The organism is Metabacillus sp. KUDC1714, assembly GCF_014217835.1.
Classification (GTDB): domain Bacteria; phylum Bacillota; class Bacilli; order Bacillales; family Bacillaceae; genus Metabacillus; species Metabacillus rhizosphaerae.
The window spans coordinates 4763790-4788023 of sequence record NZ_CP055263.1 but is presented as its reverse complement, the minus strand read 5'-3'; the positions used below and the strand labels follow the sequence as shown (position 1 = coordinate 4788023).

The window sequence follows — 24234 nt, the reverse complement described above, 5'->3', positions numbered from 1 at the left end:
AATTATGAACGTTTTACAAAATTTAAGTGACACATTAACGCTTGCAAATCGGATCATTAAACATAACATACGTAGTATCGACACTCTTATTACCGTTGTTGCGATGCCTGTTATGATGTTATTGGGGATGGTTTTTATATTTGGTGGAGCCATCCAAATTCCAGGCGTTACTGAGGAAGAGTATATTAACTATATCCTTCCTGGAATCCTTTTAATGACGATTGCCACTGGCTCTGCGTACACTTCGTTACGAATTAATTTGGATAAAACTTCAGGGATGTTCAATCGGTTTAAGTCAATGCCTATCGCAAAGTCATCCGTATTGGGTGGTCAGGTTGTTGCGTCAGTTATCTTTATGTTAGTTTCAATTCTTGTTGTTTTGATAGTAGGATTTATAGCTGGATTTAGAAGTGATGCAACATTTTTGGAATGGCTACTTGTAGCGTTATTGATACTACTTTTTTCTCTTGCATTAACATGGATTTCAGTTCCTTTTGGTTTAGCTGCAGGAAGTATAGAAGGAGCTAGTTCTTTTTCTTATATCTTATTGATGCTACTGTTTGTCAGTTCTGCTTTTGTTCCTGTCGAAGGAATGCCAAAAGTAGTTCGAATATTTGCGGAAAATCAACCAATGACACCGATTATTCAAACCATTAGAAATCTATTAGACTCTCAGGCTATTGGGAATGATCTTTGGTTGTCAATCGGTTGGATGGTGTTAATAATATTGATTTCATATATTTTTGGATTGAAGGTTTATAGAAGAGTCTAAAGAGTCATTGCTACTAGAATAGTCGTTACTTTTATTAACGTTGATAAATAAACGATGTGAAAAAAACAGACAGAGCCAAATCCTTGATACATAAGGATTTGGCTCTTTGGCTTACTTCTGATAGTTGCGATTATGTTAACTGGGTTTGTGTGGAGTAATTATTTCTACATCCTCAAAAGGTTATAGCATTTTGACCGTTCTTCTCTTTTAGAGATAAGTTGCAGGTATTTTGTAGCTTTTGCATCAGAACAAAACCAGAACGAAAGCATCTGTTAAATATTCCCTTATTTATATATAGTAAAAAGGGAACGTTCAATTCAAAACGGAGAGAAGGAATGAGCATGAAAAAGTTGAAAATGAGTTTCGTGGCATTGGTAACTGCGTTGTTGGTCCCATCTTCTACATTTGCAAACGGATGGGATGGGATTACTTAGGAGAAGAATCACTTTATTCTTAAGGTGCTGAAAGTTATGTGTATGAGGCAGTAAGGTAAAGCATCGTTTTATAAGTACTTAGGAGGAATTTTAATGAGAAAACTATTTAATATTGGGATGATTATTACTTTTGTCTTTGGTCTGATATTTGCGGTTTCACCAGCTGAAAAAGCATCTGCCCTATCTTATGATGGTACAAATCCTATTACTACAGGCTGTTCAAGTGATGGCGTCACCAAAGCTTCAAAACATATTATTGACCCCAACGGTTATTATCTTGGAACTGTATACCTAAAATGGAGTTATAAGTGTCAAACATCTTGGGCTTATATGAAGCTAACTAATGCTGCTCCGATAGATGCCTTTGGAAATGCAACGGTGTATAGTTATACTAGTAGCGGTTCTAAAAGAACGTCTTATTCTTGTGCTAGTAGTGGTGGTAACGGAAGGATAAATCGTGGTCAAACCTCTTGTCATACTGCACAAGTATATAATGGTGTTGGGTATAAGGCTTACGCCATTGGAGCTGCTGGAGGTGGCACAGCTAAAACTACTTGGTATTAATCTACGAAGAAATTTTGCATCCTTCAGGAAAATGAGATTTAGTAATTATAACTCTGATAATCCATATATTTAATCTTGTTGTATAATCAGGCGCTTTTATTTAACAAACAACTAAAAAAATCTTCATTTAGGGGCTATTGACAAATGCCCCTTCAAACCAAAAAGAAGATGAATTTCTACAAAATGTAGTGTTCATCTTCTTTTTCTTCCAATTTCGCTCTTTAATATTCTCCTTTAATTACAAAAAACGAGCCCCGTATTGTTCCAGCTAGTTTAGACTTCTGCCTAGCAAACTTAAACTTTCCTTCTAATTCCTTTGGAACCTCCATCTCCTCAGAAAGCTTAAAACCAACGGCACGCTTCTTAGGATCATCAACCGTATACATGACGTTTACACTAAGGCCATCCTCATAAAAGACGTAGGCAAATTTGATATTTCCCACTTGAAAACGCGACGTTTCTAAAGGTTTGGCCGTAAACTCAATATCACGTTCTTCTTTCAAAATTTGGTTCACATAATCAAGTGTCTCCTTGCTTTCGCTAGCTGGCACAACTGTAAATTCATGCTTGTATTTGTTCATAAAGTAACGGGATTCATTTGCACGTAAACCAGCAAGCGCTTCTACTACAGGGGAAGATTCTAAACCAACCTTAGACACATTTTTAAAATCTATGATATAGGACATTTCCATCCCTCCATAAAATCTTTATTTCCTAACAACAGGAATCCACATTTCACCAAAAATTAACCCATTTCGCTGCCCCATCTCAACCGTTGCATTTGGCCCACCAACATAGGCAAAATTCTTAGCATCTGGCAAGACTTGACCAAAGGCAATGCCAGCAAGTGTAATATTCAATTCATCAGCTGTCTTCGCTTCGCCTTTAACAACTAGGTAATCACCCTTAGGAAATTGGATAACTCTGGCTTCTTCTGGTGCTGGTGCTTCTGTCATGACTCCAGCATAATGCATCATCTTGTTATTCACAGCTTCGTTCACAGCAAAAACGTAGTCATTTATAGCTAAGGCTTTTAATGCGTCTAGTCTACCGTCTTGGCTGAAGGCATTCCAAAAATCAGACTTTTCTTTGTTTATGCCAGCAAAGTCTGTGTAATGACTCTTAAGCTCAGTTCCAAAACCCAAAACAGTAAAGCTGTCTTTTTCTTCTAAGATATAATTTGTCATATTCAAAACCTTCCTCTTTTTTAAATTTATCAAATTACTTGTAGACTTCACTTGATAGATATATCATAGTCTTAAATCATGTCAAAAAATGATACTGTTTAGGAGTCCAGATGAAAAAAGTTGAACGGATTAATATCATTATGCGGTATATCAACAACCGCTCCCACTTTACAATTTCTGAAATCATGCAAGAATTTAACATCTCTCGTTCGACAGCTATTAGAGATATCAGAGAAATAGAGTCAATGGGGATGCCACTTGTTGCTGAAGTTGGAAGGGATGGCGGTTATTTTGTCATGCACAATTCTGTCCTGGCCGATGTTCGCTTTACCGATAATGAGGTCAAAGCTCTTTTTATTGCCTTTATGGCCACAAGAAACCAACAACTTCCCTATCTAAAGAGTCGTCAGTCTTTAGCTGAAAAGTTACTAGGCCTCATCTCAGAAAACCAACAAGATGATCTTGTTCTTTTAAATCAAATTTTGCTATTTGAAGGGACCAACCCGAATAATCCTGACCTACTTGATCTGTCGGACCTCCCACATCCCATGTTAGAAAAACTCATCCAAATTCTTCTTTTGGATAGATATTTAATGATTACAATTAAAGAAGAAAATGTAATAAAGTCTTATCCAATTTTTCTATTAAACCTTTATCGTGAAAAAAGCCTGTGGCTGATTGAAGGCTTTGACTTAAAGGAAGAAAAGAAGCAGATTTTTCATGTCGACAATCTCACCAATGTAAAACCCTACCCAATGAAAAAAAGATTAAGTAAAAAAAAGATTTTAGAAAAGCTAAGTAAGCAGGAAGAAGTAATCAACCTTGTCCTTGAACTTGGTCCAAAGGCGATTGCTCAGTTCAAAAAATATCACCCTTTAAAAGTTTCAATTTCCTATACGAATCCTTACCAAGCTACAGCCATTCTAAAGACCTTTGTCAATGTTAATAATTCTGAAGAATTGAATAAAATAACAAATTGGCTACTTTTTCTAGGAGGGGATATCAAGGTCAAGGAAATGCCAGAAGAAGTTTTAGAGTGTTTACAAAACAGATTATACTTATTTTGCCCATAAGCAGTTCCAGTAAACCGAGGTTAGTTGAAGATTATGGTACTATTAATTTATTAATTTACATTAGGTGATGGGAGGAAACAAGGTGTGAGTGATAAAGAGAAAATCTTTTATGACCGTGGTACTGAGGAACTAAAATTTAAAAATATACGTGCCCATAAACTCGTTCAAAAATTTAACAATAGTGATATAGAAGATTTTACAAAGAAAGAGGAAATTATCGAGGAGTTATTTGGGAGTGTAGGAGTAAACCCTAGTATTGAACACAATTTCCATTGTGACTTAGGTTACAATATACATGTTGGTGATCACTTTTATGCTGGGTATAATTGTACTATTTTAGATATGGCGGAAGTTAGGGTCGGTCACAACTGTATGATAGGTCCCAATGTGGGAATATATACTGCTGGTCATTCAATCGAACCTAAAGATAGGAATAAGAGTGGATATGGGATACCAATTAAAATTGGTAACGATGTATGGATAGGTGGAAGTTGTGTAATCTTAGCAGGAGTTACTATTGGCAATAATTCAATCGTTGCTGCTGGCTCTGTTGTTACAAAAGATGTTCCTTCTAATACAATAGTAGCTGGAAACCCAGCGAAAATACTAAAAAGTATATAATTTCCTTCAAAGAAATAGGAGAGTTGAATTTGGAAATTAACGTTTTTGAACAGATGGCAAAAAGATATGATACAGAAGAAAGAATTGAAATAGCTAAAGTTATAGTTAAGGAAGTAAGACCAGAATTACGAAATAGTAAATCAAAATCTTTAATAGACTATGGAAGTGGTACTGGCCTAATTAGTTTAGAATTATCAGATTTAGTAGATTCTATTTTGTTAGTGGATTCATCTAAGCAAATGTTGGATGTTGCGAATGCTAAAATTTCTCACAAAGGAATTACCAACTCAAAAGTACTTTATTCAGATTTCACTCAAGAAACAACTGAACTTAAGGCAGACATAGTTTTAATGTCACTAGTCCTACTTCATATACCGGATACTAAAAATATTTTACAAAGTTTGTTCAACATTTTAAATAATGGTGGCAAGCTAATTATTATTGATTTTGACAAAAACGATAAAATAAATCATCCGAAAGTTCATAACGGTTTTTCACATGAAGAACTGAAAAAAAGATTATCTGAAGTTGGATTTAAATCAATTGAAATTAATACTTTCTATCATGGAAATCGTATTTTTATGAATCAAGATGCCTCAATGTTTATATCCAGTAGTATAAAGTGATTCCTTGTTTATTTGTTTCTTAGTTCACACAATCTCTAAAAAAGAACCATTCATATCAAGGATTTTGGCTTGTGCGAAAGCTTTACTTCAATAAGGAGTAGAGCTTTTTGTTGTTCCTCACAAGGGAGTTGAGGAAGGAATTTGCTGATATGATGTCTAAATATCTAATTAGAATAGGAGGATTTTATTTTTGTTGAATTTAACGAGATTTAATGAAGGAATCTCTAAACCAAAATTGTATAGGAGTGCTATTTTTAATGATTATACCTATCTTTCGAATTTTTGATATTGAAAAAACTCATTCGTTTTACATTAAATACTTAGGCTTTAAAATGGATTGGAAACATCAATATGAAGAAAATATGCCTTTTTATTTTCAAGTTTCTTTAAATGATGCTGTGTTACATCTTTCCGAACATCATGGTGATTCATCTCCAGGTAGTGCAATTCGAATTAAAATAAATGAGTTGAAAAGTTATCATTCTTTATTATCAGAAAAAGAATATTCGTACGCTAAACCAGCTGTAGAGAAAACACCTTGGGGTACTATAGAATTAACAGTTATTGACCCTTTCTCAAATAAAATTACATTCTATGAAGAAATTGAGTAAAAGAATCATTTCATAGAACGGATCTATTAAAAGAGATTGTTATTGAATTAGTATCAATGAGGTGAGTAATGGATAAAAGTTGGAAAAGTGCATTAGCTAAAGTGTGTGAAATTTATTTTCAATCGGATACAAAAATTGAGTGGATATTAGTCGGTTCAGTAGGTTCTGTGCTACAAGGTTGTGAGATGGAACCAGGTGATGTCGATATTTATGTTAAACATAAAGAAGGAGTATCACAATTTGCTGAATTACTTAATGACTTTGCTCTTTCTTCCAAATGTGAAAATCGAAGCAGTAATGATTGGTTATCATCTAAAGAAGAGCCTGTATTTAATCAAACATTCACTTCGGGTTTCACTTGGACTAAAGCTAGATGGGAAATTAGTGGTTTTAATGTAGAAGTTGTTCATATTTCTAATCCAGCTGGAATCCCTGACTCTTTGACAGGCGAAGGAATGTGGGAGGGTGGACAATATATTTGGAGCCATTCTAAAAACGTAAGTATCGGTGAATACACAATTCCTACTGTTCCATTAGAGATACAATTGGAATCAAATTTAAAACGAAAACGGCAAGAGAGAGTTGAATCAATCTTAACCACATTAAAGAATTATGGATATAATAAAGAATTGATAAATAAGGCTCTTTCTTCACAAAATTTATCTTACTTTTATTCTGAAGTGAGTTTGCCGAGGTGAATTTTAAGCGTAACATATTAAGCAAACTGTTGCTTTACTTTAATAGGAGTAAAGCTTTTTTCTTATTCAAATGGCAGGTTTCCACAATAAGATTTTTGGGAAATTTATCAAGTTAAATTGGTGGCAAGATGATATGATAAAAGGTATATAGAACTTATGAAAGTTCAAGTATTAGATTTCCCAACTTCCCACTGTAAGCCCCACATTTATGGACAGCCCACCAAAAGTACACAAAAGGTAAAGTTCCAAGATCTGATTATATAGTGAAAGAAATAACAAGGGTTACTATAAAAATTCCTAATACATTAAAAACCTCAATATAATTATTTTTTTATTGCAAATGCAACAAAGTTAGATTAAATTTAATACATACCATTTTTATTGTATTTACAACAAAAACATGTACTAAGGAGTTTATTATGAAGGAAATTCTTCGTGAAATTGGAATGATAGCAAGGGCATTAGATTCTATAAGTAATATCGAATTTAAAGAATATGACCTTACGAAAGGGCAGTATTTGTACCTTGTACGAATATGTGAAAACCCAGGAATTATTCAAGAAAAGTTAGCAGAGATGATAAAAGTAGATCGAACAACAGCAGCTCGTGCTATAAAAAAACTTGAAATTAATGGCTTTATTGAAAAAAAAGAAGATAAACATAACAAAAAAATTAAAAAACTGTTTCCAACAGAAAAAGGGAAAAATGTTCATCCTTTTATTAAAAGAGAAAATGATTATTCTAATAGCGTTGCATTAGAGGGACTTTCCGAAAAAGAAGAAGTAGCCATTTTCAATCTTCTTCAAAGAGTTAGAAAAAATATAGAAAAAGACTGGGAATTTGTAAAAAAGGGAAACAAGAGAAATTATTGACTATATAAAGGAGCGCTATAATTAAATGACTATAAATATAAAAAAGTGTACCCTTGAAGATTCACGGAAACTTCAAGAAATTAGTTATGAAACATTTAATGAGACATTTAAGCATCAGAATTCACCCGAAAGTATGAATGCCTATTTGGAAAAGGCATTTAATTTAAAACAATTAGAAATGGAATTATCCATTATTACTTCGCAATTCTTTTTTGTTTATTTTAACAATGAAGTCGCTGGATATTTAAAGATCAATACCAATGAGGCTCAGTCTGAAGAAATGGGTGATGAATCACTTGAAATCGAGAGGATTTATATAAAAAACAAATTTCAAAAACATGGGCTTGGTAAGTATCTGCTAAATAAAGCGATAGAAATTGCGATGAAATGTAATAAAAAGAAAATCTGGCTAGGCGTATGGGAAAATAATAAAAATGCTATTGCTTTTTATAAGAAAATGGGATTTGTACAAACTGGAACCCACTCTTTTTATATGGGTGACGAAGAACAAATAGACTTTATAATGACAAAAACGCTCATATAACTTTTTTGAAAGGTGGATTATTATGTATATACCTAAACAGTTTAAAATTGAGGATGAAGAAGTAATTTATGATTTTATCGAAAAATATGGCTTTGCAACCTTATTTTCTCAGCATAAAGGAGAACCCTACGCAACACATCTTCCACTGATGTTAAATAAATCTGAAAATGCTTTATATGGTCATTTTGCACGTCCGAACGAACAATGGAAGGATGCTGAAAACCAACAAGTACTTGTGATTTTCCAAGGTCCACACTGTTATATTTCACCTTCTTGGTACGAAACAACTAAAGCAGTGCCTACTTGGAATTATGTGTCCATCCATTTATATGGGAAGATTGAGATTATCGAAGATGAAAAAGTGATATTCGATTCTTTAAATGACTTAGTAAATAAATATGAAAGTACAGATAGTCCATACAATTTAAATGATGTAGAACCCGATTTTATCAAAGGTATGAGTAAAGGAATTGTAGCGTTCAGAATAAAAATCACAAAAATTGAAGCAAAGGCTAAATTAAGTCAAAATCATCCTGTGGAACGGCAAGAATTAATTATTAAGCATCTAGAAAACACTTCTCAACAAGATAATCTACAAGTAGCATCTCTTATGAAGAAAAATCTAAAAAAATGAAAATAAAAGTCATTCCTTCTTGAATTAACGGATGCTTGAATCTAACTAGTTACCCATTTTTTGGATAAGTGGGGTTTGGTAGATATCAGTCGTTTTTTACCTTATTTCCAAAATTACACTTGAATACATCATTATTCCAATCTTCAAATGAATATTAAAACAAACTACTACGTAATTTGAAGAAATAGGGAGATTTTCCTTTCTATATAGAGGGAGGTTAGTTAAAGATGCCCCTCTAATCAACTAACTTTGAGGGGCTCTTCATTCTCAGGAGGTTTGCTAGTATCTGAAAAAGACCGTTTCTTCAAGGCTAATAATAAAATCATACCCATGATGCAAGCTGTACCAACCCATTGGAAAAATCCAAAGGGTTCCTTTAACCAAAATACCGTTGTTAAAACAGCAGCTAGTGGCTCTACGCTACCTAGAAGACTGGATTCTTTTGGTAATAGACTTTGTAAACTTTCTATATAAAACCAAAATGCAATCATTGTACCAAATATGATAACAAAGATTAAGTATGAATAAGCTTCTAGTGTTAAGTAAGTAAAGCCCATTTGCCAAGGTGGATGGATAAAACTTAATGCAAAGCCACCGATAACCATCGCCCAGCCAACAATAACAAGGGAATCGTATTGCTTCAGTAAAGGAACTGCATACAATGTATAAAATGCTAAAGCTATTCCAGATAAAACACCCCAAACGATTGCAAGTGTTGGCACAGATAATTGAGAGATAGAGCCGTTTGTTAATAAGAAAAAGGACCCAACCAAAGCCAACGAAACAGTCAATAAATCTCTTCGCGTTAGAACAGTGTGTTTTCGGAAAATTAAGTAAACGATAATCATAATAGGTGCTAAATATTGTAATAGCGTTGCAACAGCAGCATTACCGTGTTGAATGGAAGCCATATATGTATATTGAACCGTGAGCATGCCGAATAACCCGAAGATAATCAATTGGATAGCTATCCTTCTATTTTTCCAAACACCAAGTACTTGGGAACGGTCTTTTCCGAAAAATTGAACGGTTAAGAGTAAAAAACCAGCTATGAGCAATCGGGTCGTTACAAGCCAATCTATATCGATTTCATACTGTTGAAAAAGCTTTTTTGCAACTGTGCCGCCAATCCCCCAAAATATTGCTCCCGTTATAACGAGAAATAATCCTTTTCTTCTATTCATGATTGGTTCTCCACCTTTAAATATAAAAATAGTGTTATATTATTGTATATGATAAGTGAAGAAGCTTTGAAATAATACCTAAATCGGATGAGAAAATATAAATATATTGAGGTGATAACATGCAAATAAAAGACTTTATGATTGACCAAAGTTTAAAAGAATTAACTGAACATCGTACAGTTGTGTTGCCGATTGCATGTTATGAAACAACGATTAACCAAAATATAAATGGATACATACCACATCACTGGCATGATGAATTCCAATTTGTTTTGATTGTAAAAGGAGAAGCAATTTTTCAAATAAATGAAGAAAAACTTGCGGTTCGAGAAGGTGAGGGTCTATTTATAAACAGTGGCAGCTTGCACATGGCGAAAGATAAAAATGATTCGGGCTGTGTCTATATTTGTTTAAATGTTTCTCCAAGTTTTGTTTTGTCACAAGAACTTTATACAAGTTATGTAAATCCCTATATTATAGCGACTAATATACCTTACTTATATTTGGATGCAAAGGAGCTTTGGGCGAAAAACATTTTAGCTGCTATTGTAAAAATCAATCAGTTGATTCAACAAAATCCGCCATACTATGAAATTGACATTACCATACAGCTAACGTTAATTTGGAAAAACTTACTTATAAATGGTTTTGAATTAGAGTACGAACATACGGAAATGTTAAAGAGTCACCGAATGAAGCAAATGCTAAATTGGATACACCTACATTATGCTGAGAAAATCCTTTTAGACGATATTGCACGAGCTGGTCAATTAAGCCGTTCCGAATGCTGTCGATATTTCAAGAGGATTTTAAAGACAACACCTTTAAATTACGTAACCGATTATCGAATTCAAAAAAGCCTAATTTTACTACAACAATCAGAATTCAATGTCACAGATGCTGCCTATCAAGTTGGATTTAATAGCACAAGCTATTTCATTGATAAATTCCGAAACTCGATGAACATGACACCACTAGCATATAAAAAATACAAAAATTACTGTTCGCTTGTGAAGTAGTGCACTTCAACTGGTCAATGATCTATTATCAAAAAAACATTTTCCGATTATTGGATAATATATTTATGTTCTTCAACTTCAACTAACCGGTAGCTTTACTTCAATAAGGAGTAGAGCTTTTTGTTGTTTCACTAAGGGAATTGAAGAAGGAATTTGCTAATATAATGTCTAAATACCTAATAAGAATAGGAGGATTTATTTTTGTTGAACTTTTTCGATATAATAAAGAGTTGATAAAAAAGGCTCTTTCTTCACAAAATTCATCTTATTTTTATTCTGAAGTAGGTTTGCCGAGGTGAATTTTAAGCGTTAAATATTAAGCTAACTAGTGTGATACTTAACAAAACTGTAGCAGTAAGGAGTGCTATAAATCCTAATAGTCCCCGAATATTGGAGAGAATTCAAATATTGTTTGTAATGCACTCCCTCCTGAAAAGCAGGCTGTATTGGGGCAGGGTAAAGGGGGGAAGAATGAGAGGAAATTAAAAATATCACCGAGCTTTTGGTGCATATGATATTTGGAAAAATAGAAAGCTTTATGAGAGTTTATTATCGAATAAGTTTGAGAAGAAATTGATTGTGAAGTATTACACTTAAACATAAGGGTGCTTGAGTTGAATACCAGGGGTGCTGTGGCAATCCTCTTCTTATTCGACTTACGGGCAGTTTAACGACTGAAATGGAGGGTCTAGCCATGGGCATTAGAAATTATCTGATTGAAGGCGTTTCCGGCACCGGCAAAACTTCGGTCTGGAAAGAATTGCAGCGGCGCGGCTACCATGCCATTAATGGGGACCGTGAATTGGCTTATCAAGGCGATCCGGAAACCGGTACACCGACGGATGGCGTCACGCACGAGCACCACATTTGGCATATAGATAAAGTAAAAGCTTTGGTCGCTAACCAGGATGAGACTGTAACATTTTTCTGCGGCGGTTCTAGGAACTTTTCGAAATTCATAGATCTATTTGACGGCGTGTTTGTCCTCGAGGTCGACCTTGACACATTGAATCGGCGGCTTGACGAGCGACCGGAAGATGAGTGGGGCGGAAAGAAAACGGAACGGGAACTCATTGCGCGATTGCACCAAACGAAAGAAGACATTCCGAAAAACGGTATTATAATTGACGCCACCGCACCGATCAAGTACGTCGTTGACGAGATCGTCCGTCTAAGCGAAGAAAATAAACGCCAACAGTAACTTACGGTCGCTCACGGCCAGTCCAATACAACAGTGCACCTGGATACGAATAGTCCCCAATCAACTGCGCTAACGGGTGCAAGAGTTAAAGATCCAGCTGCCATTGGCGGCTGGATCTTTGTTCAACTAAACCAGCTAATAGTTTGTCAATATTTTTCATTAAAAACTTAAAATATCTCATGTTATACTAAAAATATGCATGCCAAATAACCCTCCATTAGTCTAATTTTGGAAGGTTTTGTGTTATTTAGTTAGATTTAGGTTCTAAGCTATATCTTGGAAAGTAGTTTTGTTCTTTAAAAGGGCAAATATCCAATGTGAAAGCTTATTTACGCATGCTATTACGGCTACTTTAAAAGGCTTTCCTTCATCACGTTTCTTGTCGTAAAACTCTCGCATTCTCTTGTTTCGTGGGATAATTTCATCAGTTGTTTTCTTTTTACGACAGTCACGAATGGCACAACGAACTGCCATATATAAGGCGTGACGAAGCCTACTGGAACCTCTTTTGGTGATTCGGTTTTTGGTGGCTGTAAACTTACCAGATTCGAATACACTAGGATCAACTCCAGCGAAAGCTACGAGCTTTTTAGGATCAGTAAATCGATCTATCTCTCCAATTTCTGAAATGATTGTTGCCGCGATCTTTTCTCCTATACCAGGGATAGATTTGATAATATTATATTCTTCAACACCTTTAGCGAGGGCATCTATCTCGGACTCTAACTTGGATAGGTGCTCTTTGTATTGAAGAATGATATTGATATACATACCTAGACTTAAAATATGGCTTTGATAAACGGTCTTTTCAAACGGATTTCGATTTGCTGCAGCCTTGAGCTGAGTAGCTTTTTCTTTAGCCCATCGATGGGAACGACTTTTACATAACTCAGCGATTTTGTCGGCAATTGTTTCTTCACTTGCCTCTAAAATATCTTCAGATGAGGGAAACTCTGAAAGAGTTAATAGTGATACTACCGAATATAAGTCACCAAAAACACCTCTGTATTCAGGGAAGACCTGGTCCAGAATCGCTTGAAATTGTAGCTTTGTTTGAATCAATACACCAGTAATATTTTCGTGCTGTCTTGTAAGATTCCGAAGGTTTAATAGCTGCACACCACGCTTCTTATACGGCTCTAAATCCTCCTTATAAAACAGCTCGCAGAGATGGTAAGCATCTATCGCATCTGTCTTTACTTTCCGAAGACTTGAACTTTTAGCCTTATAAGAAATCAATGGATTAATGATTATCATTAAATACCCACGGTCCTCTAAGTATTGAACAACAGAGGAATGATAATGTCCTGTCGCTTCTAGAACAATAGGTGGTCTCTTACCAGTTTCTCTCTTAACCACCTCCAGAAACTCTACAAGTAAATCAAGACCTTCTATAGTATGAGAAACTTTAAAACTCTTACTGTATGGTTTGCCTTTATCTAAAAATGCCTGAACTTGACTTTCCCCTTTTGAAACATCCAGACCAATGACTGGATTCATTCTAAAATCTCCTCCTAAACTAGTAATTTGCCAGTAACCCCTAATCCTCCATGCAGTATCACAGCTTCGCTTGTTATACGAGATCTAAGTCCCAACCAGCCTCAATCATGTTTCTACAAGTAGGGGGCGAACTGTTTAGCTGACGGGGTCAAAGCCCCACGGGCAGTTACGTTCTACCCTGGCTACTGATATAATAAGACCAAAATAAATAAGGTCAACCAGAAATATTTAGCATTCTGGTTAACCTTATAATACGAACGTGGCAGGTTAGTACAATAAAAACTCATACCAATTAATTCTTTTTCGTTACATAAAAATACATTATGTTGTATATTTATTGTAAGGGGAGTGGGATTAAGAATGGAAATTAAACTTGCAAATGTATCCGATGCAGGAATAATACACGAATTAATGATAAAAGCATTTATGGAATATAAAGATGAAGTACCTCCATCAAGTGCTTTAGATGAAACGGTTGACTCAATCTCCACATCTTTAAAGAATAATGAGATGGCACTAATTACATACATTGATAAAAAGCCAGTGGGGATGGTTCGTTTTAAATTAAAAGAAGATGGGCTTTATTTTTTTAGATTGTCAGTAATTCCAGAAAAACAAGGTCAGGGTATTGCAAAGAAAATAGTAAAAAGCCTTGAAGAGTATGCCAAACATAAAGAAGTTCCTAAATTATTGTGTAAGGTTCGTATGACTGTTCCTAAAAATATTAACTTATACAGTTCAATAGGATTTAGCATTTATAATGAGGAGATAGTACATAAATCAGAGGGAATAAATATAAAAGTTGTTTCTATGCTAAAACATATTGGGGAAAAACCTTGTGAATCTAGTTTGTGAATCAGATAAAATAAATGATTATTTACTTGAATTAACCGAAGTTAATTATTCTAATCTAAATATTAAAAAGAAAGCAGTTGAGCTTTTTAATGAATCTCAAACGGAAATTGAAAAAGCAAAAATAGCTTTTGAATTTGTTCGTGATGAAATTGCTCATTCTTGGGATATTCAATCGAAGCGAATTACTTGTAATGCTTCGGAAGTATTAGACCTTAAAGAGGGAATTTGCTATGCAAAATCACATCTGTTAGCTTCTTTATTGCGTTCACAGGGAATACCAACAGGTTTTTGTTATCAAAGATTAATGTTATTTGATACTCCGGAAAAAGGGTATTGTATTCACGCTTTAAATGCCATATTTCTTAAATCTCTTAATAAATGGATTAGGGTTGACTCTCGTGGAAATAAAGAGGGAATTGATGCCCAATTTTCAATTGAAGAAGAAAAATTAGCCTTCCCTATTAATGAAGAACTTGATGAAAAGGATTATCCAGTTATCTATGCTAAGCCTCATCCCAAGATTGTGGCTGTTTTAAAAGAAAATACTAATGCATTAGAAATGTATAAACATCACTTACCAGTGAGTTTGTAGTTTTTTCACTTACGGGTGCTTTCTTTAAAGAAGGTACCCTTTTCATATTGAAATATTGAACTAAAGTTGCAGGTTAGTTCAAGAAGGAGAAAAAATTTATAGGAACTTTTTTCCACCTTGGTCGTAAATATAGTTACATATTCCAGGGGGCATTTTAATGAAAAAATTAATTGCAACAATCTTCATATTGCTTTTAACAGCTTGTAGTGGAAATAGTCCAGTTGAAGAATTAAAACAAGATTTTCCAAAAATTAAAGAAGTTGCAGAAAGCTTACCACAAAATGTTCGGGAAAAGCTGGCAGCACCTACAGAACTCCCATTTGAGCCGAAGTATGTTTCATTGAACTATGCTGGAAATCCACCTGAAGAACCTAAAGGAGACATAGTTCATACAGATTTCACTTACAGTGATGATAAAGGAGTTAATCTTCAGGTTATAACGTTTCATAAGAAAAAAACTTCATTTTCCGATAATAATAAACAATTTGATACCGTTGAATTAAAAAATGGAATTAAAGCATTAATTGAAATTGATAGTGAAGAGATAAAACAAATTCGATGGAAAAAAGATGGACTGTACAATTCTATTCTTCTTGCAAAATCACCTGAAAGTGAGGAGAAATATACAATTAAAGAACTTGTTAAGATAGCTAATTCAATGGAGTATGTTAATAAATAAATTTATTGACTAAATGCTTCTTTACTTCAATATGGAGTAGAGCATTTTTCTTTTGAACTAACGAAGCAGGTTTGTTCAATAAGAAATCACAAAAGGAAGAGCATTTACTATAAAATAAGATTTGACGTATTAATGTCTAAAAAAAAAGTAATGCAAAAAATTGAGGTGATGCACATTAGTATTATTACACGACATACATAAAAATATATGGAGGTATAGTTATGTGGGTAATATTAGGGGTTATTGCAATAGTAGTAACTTTTATAAATCTTTATATGTATAAAGCAGGAAAGGATTATAAGCTTGCTATGGCGATGGGATTATCATTTACAGCATTAACACTTTGTGCAGAATACAGTCTTGTATCGGTGTGGGTAGAAGTGGAAGATTGGGCAGCTTTAATGGATGTAGTACCTGGTATGGAAAGGGCATTATGGTTTTTGACAATTGTTTCTATCTTACTAAATATAGCACCTATACTTTTAGAACGAAAAGGTAAGAAATAATGACTTATTGTCACATCATTTATATAATATGCAATTATTGTGTAAGTCTTATGTATAACTAACAGGTGCTTTTGTTGAATAAGCTAATAGCTAATGAAAAAGCGATAACCATTTTGATCTGTACCCTTAAAAATAGACAGTTTATAAAAAGACCTTTATGCACTTAATAGGTGGCTTCGGTATTGTTCCGGGGCCATCTTTTTTAATCCCCATTGATATCGGTAAGTATTATAGTAGACCATATAATCTTCAATTACCCCTTCTAATTCTGTGAGTGTTTGACATGAAGAAGCATCAATCTCATCTTTTAAATGGCCAAAGAATGATTCTATTGGTGCGTTATCCCAACAGTTTCCTTTACGAGACATAGATTGAATAAACCCAAGTTTCTTAACTTTTTTTCGATATTCTGGATTTGTATAGTGAAATCCTTGATCAGAATGGAGTATGGCTTCTGGGTGGACGTTCCCGTCCAAGGCATTAATTAAGTTATCAAGTGTTCGATAAACAAGTCGCATTTCTAATGTTGTCGAGAGATAGTAGGCCAAAATTTCACGTGTTGAACCGTCTTTAACACATGACAAATATACAGGTGTGCCATTTTCTAAATAAAGATAGGTGATGTCAGTAAGTAACACTTTACCAGGCTCACTATGTACGAAATTTCGATTCAGGATATTTGGACAAGTCCGGTGTTCTTGTGTTGCCTGAGCCATTCGTTTGTAAGGGTTTGACCTTCTAATTTTTGACTTTAGGTTAAACTTATTCATAATACGATAGATTTTCTTGAGATTCATCACAGTGAAATAGTCATTTTCTAGAACCATTCTTATATCTCGTCCACCTGATTTACCATTCTTTTCATCGAAGACTTGTTTTATAAGTTTATAATCCTGTACATCCTTACGTTCTCTATCGATACGCTTGGGTTCAGCCTTAAGCCAGGCATAGTAACTTTTGCGTTTTACTGTAGCTAATTCACAAAGATAAGATACCATTCTAACTAGACCATATCTACGAATTGTGGCCTCAATTAGTTGGAACTTTTCTGATAATGTTAATTTTGTTTCTTCGCCTTCCTCTCTAGTTCTTCTAACTTTTTTAAGAAGTCGTTCTCCATCTCTAAGAAGGCAATACGTGCCTCTGCTTTTTTTAGTTTATCTTCTACTGTAAGATCCTTCGAAGATGGGCGTCCAGTGCTTCCTTTACCACGAAGCTCATTCTTAAAACCTTCCTCACCATACATTTCATAAGTTTTTCTCCAACGCTTTAAACATTGTTGAGGCTTTTTAGATCCAATTATGTCTAGATCAAATCCATATTCAATGAAAATATCCGTTGGCCCTTTGCCATTTTTGTATTCCTTAATGGCAGCAATTTTAAATTCAGGTTTGTAAGAGATCGACCGATCTGATACATGATTGACATTTGGATTGTTCTCCAGTTGTTGACGTTGAAATTCATTAAAAATAATTTTACTCATATTAGTTCCCCGTTCTCTCTATTTGTTTTGATTATAACGGTTCTTCTATGATAAAACATAAAAAATCCCGAAAAATGGACTTTTTTATAAGTGTCCATTTTTCGGGATACAGATCATTTGAGGTGTCGCTTATTTTTTTAGAACTATATAATTTTCATAAAGTGTTATAAACATATTTTAGCTTGTCTGGATGTATCGGTGGACGACCACCTTTTCTTCCTCTAGCCCTTGCAACGTCTAATCCAGACTTAGTACGTTCATAAATCAATTCAGCTTCCATTTCGGAAATGCAGCCATGATCGTAAAGAAGAAACACCTTGTTCCGTTGTTGCATCTATTCCATTAGATAAGGATTGGAATTGAATGTTTCTTTCCTTCAAATCGTCCACCAATTCTAGTAACTGCCGTGTAGTACGCCCTAAACGGTCCAGCTTGTAAACTATTAATATGTCACCTTCCCTCATGTAATTCATACTCTTTAAACTTTGGACGATCTGCCGTTCTTCCAGTGATTTTTTTCAACGAATATATTCTTATCGTCACAACCAGCTTTCCTTAAAGCGTCAATTTGTAGGTCTAGTGATTGATCTTTGGTAGATACCCTTGCATAACCGATTTTAGCCATTGTTTAAATTCCTCTTTCTATAAATCGTTTTAATCAAATGTTTTTATACTTTGAATTTAAACAGAATAGGATGTAATAATATGGATATTATAATAAAACTAAAATAAATAGTTAATAAGTAAGTAAGAGGTGTATTTATGAAGGTTCCCTTTTCACCCGAGCAAAGTAACCGACTAGTAGAATTGAAGGAAACACAAGAGAAACTTTCAACTCAATGGATTGATTATTGGTATGATTATTCATCATTTAACACATGGCAATTTTGGGTTAATGTAGTTTTTATAATTGTGCCGTTAATTTCCCTTTACTTTTTTGTAGATAGAAGAAAGATATTTCTATTGGGGTTTTTTGGGTTTAATATACACGTCTGGTTAGTCTATTGTGATGCTATTTTAACTAGATATAATTTTATTGAATATCCATATAAAGCAATTCCTTTTCTCCCAATTAATGTTGGAATAGACACTTCATTGGTTCCAATCTTATTTATATTATTATATCAATGGACGCTAAATAAAAATAAAAATTTTTACTTGTATTCTTTGATATTAATTACTTTTCTTTCTTTTATTTTCAAGCCATTATTAGCGACGTATCACCTTATACATCTAAAGCAAGGTATGAATCATATTTACTTATTTATTTCATACATAATTATTACTTTAGTCTCAATAGGGATAACGAATCTTTTTCAATATCTTCATATTAAATACAAGTCTTATGATCATATATAAAAAGGTCAACCTAAAATCTGGTTGACCTTTTTTATGATAGCTTTTCGTATTTGTTTATATTTTATTTAGCATTCAGATCTGATTGTTCTTTATTTAATATTACCTCTAATTTCCATCACTAATCACTTCATATGAAACAAGTATTAAACCATAATTATAAAATAAGTATTTAGTAAATAAAATTTATGTAGTAAAATTAATTTATAAAACATAGTATTCGGGGTGGAATTAATGGAATGTAAATTTGTATTATATAAGGGTGAGCAGTATCGCCTTATTCATCAATACGACTCAGGTTATTGTGAAATTAAGAAAAATGGGTCTTCGTTGTACAACACTGAATTAGTACATATGTCCGAGTTAACGGATGTAAAAGAAGAAAAATAAGCCTTGCGGGGCAGGTTTATAGTTTAGGATAGTTGATATTGTAAAATTAAATTTCTATTATGAAATCCATAAATTATTCGATAAACTACACAATAATTATCTAAACTTACTATCGCAAGAAAAAAATTTGCTGAGGAACACCTGTAATTTTCACAATATCATTAATTTTCAAGTTTGTTCTTATGGGTAGCAATGAAAGCAACTGTACAAAACGCTTCTTTATTGGAGCGTCTTTTTTAGTTTACTCAATCGAACAAATATTCGTATAATATATCTAGAGGTGAACGCTATGGATAATTACGGAATAATGATAACAATGCAAAAAACAGATATTCAAGGGAACGGTTATACCGAAGTACACGTTATGGATTTCAAAAGAGAACGCATATGGAAAATAAACTTCAACAATCTCGACAAAGAAACTATTCCGGATACATTACGTGAGTATGTTCGGGAGAATGGGGAAAAGATTAAGGCTGGACGCTGGCATTATAGTGGATCTAATAAAAAATAATTTGAAATTTAGCTAACAGTATAATAATTAACAAGAGGTTGTAATACAGCTCCTTTTTTATGGTACATAAAAAAGTAAGTATTGGAAATAATATGAAAGGATATTTATCAGTTGGATTTAAAATAGTTAAACTTATTTAAAGAGGGATGATGATGTACTGGAATGGTGTATTAGAACGATTAGACCTATTTGCTAAAGGTTCGTGGTTTATTTATCTAATAGGATCAATACTGCTATCTCTTTCTATTACTACAACTAAAAATATTTCACGGAGAGAGTGGCTTTTACTTTTTGGAATGATTGGTTTTTATGGTTGGATGGCTAACATTATCTTATTTTTTATATTTGATCAAATGGATTCAGGAGATCTCTCTATTGGTGGTATACCTGATATTTTTATGTTTGTAATTGGACCAGCTGCAACTGCGATCTTGTTTTTAAATCAATATAACACTCCTACAAAGTTAATCAGGGTAATTTTCTTTTCAATGTTATCTTTTCTAGTGGAATATATATTAGGGAAATTAGGTTTTTTAAAATTAAAAGGTTGGAAACCTGTTTACTCAATCCCTTTTTATTTGTTGCTATTTGGGATTGTTCTACCTTGGACATTAAAAATTATAAGAAAATAATAAAGAGTAAATTGAATTTTCTAACTTCACGGAAAGAGGGCAAGAGTTGAAACTAGGGGATCGCTGCGGCGATTCTTTTTTTATATGAAATCAAAGATTGTGAAATAATGTACTTAAACTCCCTCAGTTTAATTCAATTTACTCTTAAATGCTCGCTTATTCGCAGGAATTCAAGGCCACATATCAGAACAATGACATAAGCAGGGAACGAGAGTATGTAAAAAGGCTTTTTGGAGGCATGCGGGAATAGAGGAGTAAATTATAACTCCACTTTTTTCCATATACTGCACGTATTCTCCACGCCGCCCCTGGAGGCTATCCCTCCCATGTCTCAACGGGTCAATGCCCTCTCATTCCTTCGTCATGCCTATCCAAGGGGTGGAGGCCGGTTATGCTAACGGAATGGGTCTGTGCCCTTTTGTTTAAGTATCCCAGTACTCCGTGCTTTCTTTGAGGTCCTACGAATAAGCCAGCATTCAACAATACATGAAATTACTTTCAAGAATGTATTTAGAAGTTTTTATGCCACTAATGAAGGTAGTGACTGGACTTTCTGTGGACAATAAGCTTCATTACGTCGGGCGATTCCTACTATAATTCTCGCAAGCTTTCCAATTAGTTTCATGATGGATTTCATCTTTTTCATTTTTTTCACATGAACATTGTAATGATGCAGTTCTTTAAACTCAGGATTATTGGCTACAAGGCTCATAGTTGCTAAAAATAAAAATCTCCTCAACCTAGATCGCCCTCGTTTTGAGAGGACAATTTGGCCTTTCCATTTTCCGGAACTAGCTTCAACTAGATGTAAACCTGCATGCCTGAGTAGGGAATTACCATGTGCAAAGTTACTTAAGTCGCCAGTTTCACCTAAAATGCCCCCTAATGTAATTTCAGTTAATCCCTTGATTTCTAATAGATGATCTGTATATGAAATCTTATTAAGTGCAGCCTTCATATCCTTTTCTACTCTTTCGAGTTGAGCTAATGCTAAGTCCAATTCATCTAGTAATACTTCTAGATGAAGTCTATAAGCATCAATAGCTAGGGTGGTACCCACAGAATTCTTAGCTAATTGGATTAATAGTTTGGCTTTTTTCAACCCAGGTTGTCTCTGCATCAACGATTTCCAACTATCTATTACAAATTGAACTTCCAGGGAACGTAGTTCCAATGGTGTGGGAAATAACCGAAGAGTGGCAATTGCTCCTTTACATGTTACATTTTTAAAGACTTGTCTTAGTTCCGGAAAGACAATATCTACCCAGCGATGAATTTGGTTGGTAGCGCTGACAACACGTTTCACAATAACATCACGATTAGCATTTAATACCCTTAACTCTTCGAAAGCCTCAGTTGTAGGGCGAATAAATGAGTAATAGCCATTCTTCACCATATCAGCAATTACGAGAGCGTCTTTCTTATCACTTTTTGATTGTGTATTATCTCGGTTTTCCTTATTTCTTTTTACAAGGTATGGATTAACAGTTACTACATCAATATTTTGATCGCATAGCCATTTCGATAAACTCAGCCAGTAATGCCCTGTAGGCTCCATACCAACGATTTCTGTTATTAATCTCTTGGTAGACTTTAATTCATTCATCCAATTTAGCTCGAGCAACGTGAAATTGTTGCGCTATATCTATCCCGACAATAAGGTGTTGGTCAGAAATTCTTTCAATTAGTTGATTTTGTTTCTCTTGCATTTTAAACTTCATAGTAGAGCTTCCTCCTGTGATTTGAGATTTAGAGTGGTATCTATTCTCATCTTACTGGGGAGCTCTCTTTTTATCAAAGTTGAAAATTAGTGATCTACAGGAATGCTAACGGGTGCAAGAGTTGAAGATTGAAGCTGTCATTCTGGCAGCTTTTTCTTATTATGCTAACGGGTTTGTTGAAGAAATAAAAGTATTGGAGGGATTATGTGAAAACTAACATTCTAAATCGTATTGCCGAAATTCAAGATCAGAATAAATTCTCTGGAAGCGTTCTTGTTAAAGAAGACAATGAAGTTTTGGCAGAGGTAAGCTACGGTTATGCTAATCGTTCTGAACAAATTGAAAATAGCACCTTTACAAGATATGGAATAGCATCGGGTTGCAAGCTGTTTACATCGATAGCAATTTGTCAGCTTGTAGAGGATGAAAAACTTTCTTTTGAAACAAAGTTAGAAGATTGCCTTAATGTTTCTTTCCCAAATTTTGATAAAGATATAACCATTCATCATCTTTTAACACATACGTCTGGAATACCTGATTATTTTGATGAGGAAGTTATGGATGATTTTGAGGAATTGTGGATTAAAAACCCGATGTATCACATAAGAACCTTAGAAGACTTCTTACCACTATTTCAGAATCAACCAATGAAATTAAAAGTAGGCGAAAGATTTCATTATAACAATGCTGGATATATTTTACTTGGGTTAATTGTAGAGCAAGCAAGTCAGCTTCAATTTACCGATTATATTGAAGGAAATATCTTTAAAAAAGCAGGGATGGTAAACTCGGGTTATTTTGAATTTGATTCACTTCCCAAAAGTACAGCACTTGGTTATATTGACCTTCCAAATGGTACTTGGAAGACGAATATTTACTCATTGCCTGTTAAAGGTGGTTCAGATGGCGGGGCGTTTGTAACCGTGAACGATATGGCAAACTTGTGGGATTCGCTCGTAAATAATCAATTACTTAGTGAAGAATACACTCATATGTTACTTACTCCATATATTCGAACGAATGATAAAAATAGCTTTTATGGTTATGGAGTGTGGATTGAAAAGAATGATGATGAAATTATTAAATATCATATAATGGGTTATGACCCTGGAGTTAGTTTTCATTCTGCTTTTTATCCCAAGACCTCAATTAAAACTGTTATATGTTCTAACAAATCAAAGGGAGCATATGGAATTATGAAAGAAATTGAGGAAGAAATATAAAAACAATCATTTTGAGTTTGTGAACTAATGTACTTAAAGTAACGGGTGCATTACTTCAAGAAGTGGGAATGCACTTTCTTATTGAATTATAGAAGCAGGTTAGTGGGACAAGAGAGATTATATTCCTCTCTTTTTTTGTCGTATTATAAGATTATAGCGACACAAAGAAAGTGTAAAAAAGAAAAAAAGAGTTTAAATGGAAAAAGACGACTTATAAACATCGTCTTAGTTGATCAAGTAGTTAAAAAGTACAAGTCCTAACGAAAAGAGCCATTGTTAAAGTCTCAAAACTATTTACTAAGTGCTTGCATTGAGGAAGATATTTTTTTTGCTACTTCATCTAAATCTGTACGTGATGGATTAACAGACCAATCTGCATCGATTTTAAATGCATCTCCCTTAAATCGCGGGAATACGTGTAAATGTGAATGGAAGACTTCTTGAAAAGCTGCTTCACCATCTGAAAGGAAAAAGTTAATGCCTTCACATTTTACACCAGAGTTTCGAATTGCAATTGCTAACTTTTGACCAACAGTAAACATTCTGGCTGCTATCTCTTCAGGAACATCTGACAAATACTCATAGTGATTATTAGGGATGACCAGCAAATGTCCTTTATTAACTGGAGAAATGTCCATAAAGGCAATTACTAAATCGTCCTTATAAACTTCACTTGAAGGAATATCTCCGGAAATTATTGAACAAAATATGCATTCATTATTGAGATTTAAAGTCATATTTTC

The 24234-nt window shown here is 34.0% G+C and carries 29 protein-coding genes and 1 pseudogene; 21 read left to right on the top strand and 9 right to left on the bottom strand.

Features of this window, described 5'->3' with window-relative positions:
- The first annotated feature begins 4 nt into the window (after positions 1 to 4).
- Both HUW50_RS22025 and HUW50_RS22020 read left to right on the top strand, forming a co-directional pair.
- Entirely contained in the window at positions 5 to 772 is a 768-nt protein-coding gene (locus tag HUW50_RS22025; protein WP_185653268.1) for an ABC transporter permease, read from the top strand.
- A 527-nt stretch (positions 773 to 1299) separates the two neighbouring features.
- Positions 1300 to 1770 (top strand): DUF2690 domain-containing protein, encoded by a 471-nt coding sequence (locus HUW50_RS22020; RefSeq protein WP_185653267.1) that lies wholly within the window; start codon positions 1300 to 1302, stop codon positions 1768 to 1770.
- A gap of 221 nt (positions 1771 to 1991) precedes the next feature.
- Here the strand turns inward: HUW50_RS22020 and HUW50_RS22015 are convergent, their stop codons facing one another.
- Both HUW50_RS22015 and HUW50_RS22010 read right to left on the bottom strand, forming a co-directional pair.
- Positions 1992 to 2456, bottom strand: coding sequence for a phage tail protein (locus HUW50_RS22015; protein WP_185653266.1), 465 nt, complete (start codon positions 2454 to 2456; stop codon positions 1992 to 1994).
- Between the two features lie 21 nt (positions 2457 to 2477).
- Positions 2478 to 2957, bottom strand: a complete 480-nt coding sequence (locus HUW50_RS22010) for a GyrI-like domain-containing protein (protein WP_185653265.1) — start codon at positions 2955 to 2957, stop codon at positions 2478 to 2480.
- A 110-nt stretch (positions 2958 to 3067) separates the two neighbouring features.
- Here HUW50_RS22010 and HUW50_RS22005 point away from each other — a divergent pair, with 110 nt between their 5' ends.
- From HUW50_RS22005 to HUW50_RS21970, 8 genes are all read left to right on the top strand, one after another.
- Positions 3068 to 4030, top strand: a complete 963-nt coding sequence (locus tag HUW50_RS22005; RefSeq protein WP_185653264.1) for a helix-turn-helix transcriptional regulator — start codon at positions 3068 to 3070, stop codon at positions 4028 to 4030.
- 84 nt (positions 4031 to 4114) lie between these two features.
- The gene (locus tag HUW50_RS22000; RefSeq protein ID WP_185653263.1) at positions 4115 to 4651 is read left to right on the top strand and encodes a sugar O-acetyltransferase; all 537 of its coding nucleotides are present in this window, start codon (positions 4115 to 4117) and stop codon (positions 4649 to 4651) included.
- Positions 4652 to 4680: 29 nt separating this feature from the next.
- The gene (locus HUW50_RS21995) at positions 4681 to 5277 is read left to right on the top strand and encodes a class I SAM-dependent methyltransferase (protein ID WP_185653262.1); all 597 of its coding nucleotides are present in this window, start codon (positions 4681 to 4683) and stop codon (positions 5275 to 5277) included.
- A gap of 212 nt (positions 5278 to 5489) precedes the next feature.
- On the top strand, positions 5490 to 5888 hold the full coding sequence (locus tag HUW50_RS21990; protein WP_221629140.1) for a glyoxalase superfamily protein: 399 nt from the start codon (positions 5490 to 5492) through the stop codon (positions 5886 to 5888).
- Positions 5889 to 5956: 68 nt separating this feature from the next.
- Entirely contained in the window at positions 5957 to 6586 is a 630-nt protein-coding gene (locus HUW50_RS21985; protein WP_185653260.1) for a nucleotidyltransferase family protein, read from the top strand.
- Between the two features lie 419 nt (positions 6587 to 7005).
- The gene (locus HUW50_RS21980) at positions 7006 to 7458 is read left to right on the top strand and encodes a MarR family winged helix-turn-helix transcriptional regulator (protein ID WP_185653259.1); all 453 of its coding nucleotides are present in this window, start codon (positions 7006 to 7008) and stop codon (positions 7456 to 7458) included.
- Positions 7459 to 7483: 25 nt separating this feature from the next.
- Positions 7484 to 8002, top strand: coding sequence for a spermidine/spermine N(1)-acetyltransferase (locus HUW50_RS21975; RefSeq protein ID WP_185653258.1), 519 nt, complete (start codon positions 7484 to 7486; stop codon positions 8000 to 8002).
- Positions 8003 to 8024: 22 nt separating this feature from the next.
- Positions 8025 to 8636: an FMN-binding negative transcriptional regulator gene (locus tag HUW50_RS21970; protein ID WP_185653257.1), complete on the top strand. Its 612-nt coding sequence runs from the start codon at positions 8025 to 8027 to the stop codon at positions 8634 to 8636.
- A 239-nt stretch (positions 8637 to 8875) separates the two neighbouring features.
- Here HUW50_RS21970 and HUW50_RS21965 read toward each other — a convergent pair whose 3' ends face one another.
- The gene (locus HUW50_RS21965; protein WP_185653256.1) at positions 8876 to 9820 is read right to left on the bottom strand and encodes a DMT family transporter; all 945 of its coding nucleotides are present in this window, start codon (positions 9818 to 9820) and stop codon (positions 8876 to 8878) included.
- A gap of 119 nt (positions 9821 to 9939) precedes the next feature.
- On the opposite strand from HUW50_RS21965, the gene HUW50_RS21960 reads away from it, so the two are divergent.
- Positions 9940 to 10839: an AraC family transcriptional regulator gene (locus HUW50_RS21960; RefSeq protein ID WP_185653255.1), complete on the top strand. Its 900-nt coding sequence runs from the start codon at positions 9940 to 9942 to the stop codon at positions 10837 to 10839.
- A gap of 694 nt (positions 10840 to 11533) precedes the next feature.
- On the top strand, positions 11534 to 12040 hold the full coding sequence (locus HUW50_RS21955) for an AAA family ATPase (protein ID WP_066333966.1): 507 nt from the start codon (positions 11534 to 11536) through the stop codon (positions 12038 to 12040).
- A gap of 264 nt (positions 12041 to 12304) precedes the next feature.
- Here the strand turns inward: HUW50_RS21955 and HUW50_RS21950 are convergent, their stop codons facing one another.
- The gene (locus HUW50_RS21950; RefSeq protein WP_185653254.1) at positions 12305 to 13540 is read right to left on the bottom strand and encodes an IS110 family RNA-guided transposase; all 1236 of its coding nucleotides are present in this window, start codon (positions 13538 to 13540) and stop codon (positions 12305 to 12307) included.
- A 360-nt stretch (positions 13541 to 13900) separates the two neighbouring features.
- On the opposite strand from HUW50_RS21950, the gene HUW50_RS21945 reads away from it, so the two are divergent.
- The 4 genes from HUW50_RS21945 (at position 13901) to HUW50_RS21930 (ending at position 16172) form a co-directional block, all read left to right on the top strand.
- Positions 13901 to 14395, top strand: a complete 495-nt coding sequence (locus tag HUW50_RS21945; protein WP_066333971.1) for a GNAT family N-acetyltransferase — start codon at positions 13901 to 13903, stop codon at positions 14393 to 14395.
- Positions 14379 to 14987, top strand: coding sequence for a transglutaminase-like domain-containing protein (locus tag HUW50_RS21940; protein ID WP_066333974.1), 609 nt, complete (start codon positions 14379 to 14381; stop codon positions 14985 to 14987). Before HUW50_RS21945 ends, HUW50_RS21940 begins: the two co-directional genes overlap by 17 nt.
- 157 nt (positions 14988 to 15144) lie before the next feature.
- On the top strand, positions 15145 to 15666 hold the full coding sequence (locus HUW50_RS21935; RefSeq protein WP_185654130.1) for a hypothetical protein: 522 nt from the start codon (positions 15145 to 15147) through the stop codon (positions 15664 to 15666).
- Positions 15667 to 15887: 221 nt separating this feature from the next.
- Complete coding sequence (locus HUW50_RS21930; protein WP_066333977.1) at positions 15888 to 16172, top strand: hypothetical protein; 285 nt, start codon at positions 15888 to 15890, stop codon at positions 16170 to 16172.
- Between the two features lie 155 nt (positions 16173 to 16327).
- Here the strand turns inward: HUW50_RS21930 and HUW50_RS21925 are convergent.
- From HUW50_RS21925 to HUW50_RS27630, 3 genes are all read right to left on the bottom strand, one after another.
- A protein-coding gene (locus tag HUW50_RS21925) for an IS3 family transposase (RefSeq protein WP_185653253.1) occupies positions 16328 to 17655 on the bottom strand; the annotation gives its coding sequence in 2 pieces (ribosomal slippage) (positions 16328 to 17286 and positions 17286 to 17655; 1329 coding nt in all).
- A gap of 269 nt (positions 17656 to 17924) precedes the next feature.
- Positions 17925 to 18119, bottom strand: a complete 195-nt coding sequence (locus HUW50_RS27635) for a recombinase family protein (RefSeq protein ID WP_396652554.1) — start codon at positions 18117 to 18119, stop codon at positions 17925 to 17927.
- 14 nt (positions 18120 to 18133) lie between these two features.
- Positions 18134 to 18280 carry a recombinase family protein gene (locus HUW50_RS27630; protein ID WP_396652553.1) on the bottom strand — a complete coding sequence of 49 codons (147 nt, stop codon included), beginning with the start codon at positions 18278 to 18280 and terminating at the stop codon, positions 18134 to 18136.
- Between the two features lie 137 nt (positions 18281 to 18417).
- Between HUW50_RS27630 and HUW50_RS21915 the strand changes: the two genes are divergently transcribed.
- From HUW50_RS21915 to HUW50_RS21900, 4 genes are all read left to right on the top strand, one after another.
- Complete coding sequence (locus HUW50_RS21915) at positions 18418 to 19014, top strand: CBO0543 family protein (protein WP_066336217.1); 597 nt, start codon at positions 18418 to 18420, stop codon at positions 19012 to 19014.
- Between the two features lie 231 nt (positions 19015 to 19245).
- A complete protein-coding gene (locus HUW50_RS21910; RefSeq protein WP_185653252.1) occupies positions 19246 to 19401 on the top strand; it encodes a hypothetical protein in 156 nt (51 codons plus the stop codon).
- 289 nt (positions 19402 to 19690) lie between these two features.
- Positions 19691 to 19915 carry a hypothetical protein gene (locus tag HUW50_RS21905; protein WP_066336220.1) on the top strand — a complete coding sequence of 75 codons (225 nt, stop codon included), beginning with the start codon at positions 19691 to 19693 and terminating at the stop codon, positions 19913 to 19915.
- A 146-nt stretch (positions 19916 to 20061) separates the two neighbouring features.
- Positions 20062 to 20547 (top strand): hypothetical protein, encoded by a 486-nt coding sequence (locus HUW50_RS21900; RefSeq protein WP_185653251.1) that lies wholly within the window; start codon positions 20062 to 20064, stop codon positions 20545 to 20547.
- Positions 20548 to 21067: 520 nt separating this feature from the next.
- Here HUW50_RS21900 and HUW50_RS21895 read toward each other — a convergent pair.
- A pseudogene (locus HUW50_RS21895) lies at positions 21068 to 22268 on the bottom strand (IS110 family transposase).
- Between the two features lie 206 nt (positions 22269 to 22474).
- Between HUW50_RS21895 and HUW50_RS21890 the strand changes: the two are divergent.
- A complete protein-coding gene (locus HUW50_RS21890; protein WP_066336200.1) occupies positions 22475 to 23491 on the top strand; it encodes a serine hydrolase domain-containing protein in 1017 nt (338 codons plus the stop codon).
- Positions 23492 to 23781: 290 nt separating this feature from the next.
- Here the strand turns inward: HUW50_RS21890 and HUW50_RS21885 are convergent, their stop codons facing one another.
- The gene (locus tag HUW50_RS21885; protein WP_066336198.1) at positions 23782 to 24228 is read right to left on the bottom strand and encodes an HIT family protein; all 447 of its coding nucleotides are present in this window, start codon (positions 24226 to 24228) and stop codon (positions 23782 to 23784) included.
- Between the last annotated feature and the right edge of the window lie 6 nt (positions 24229 to 24234).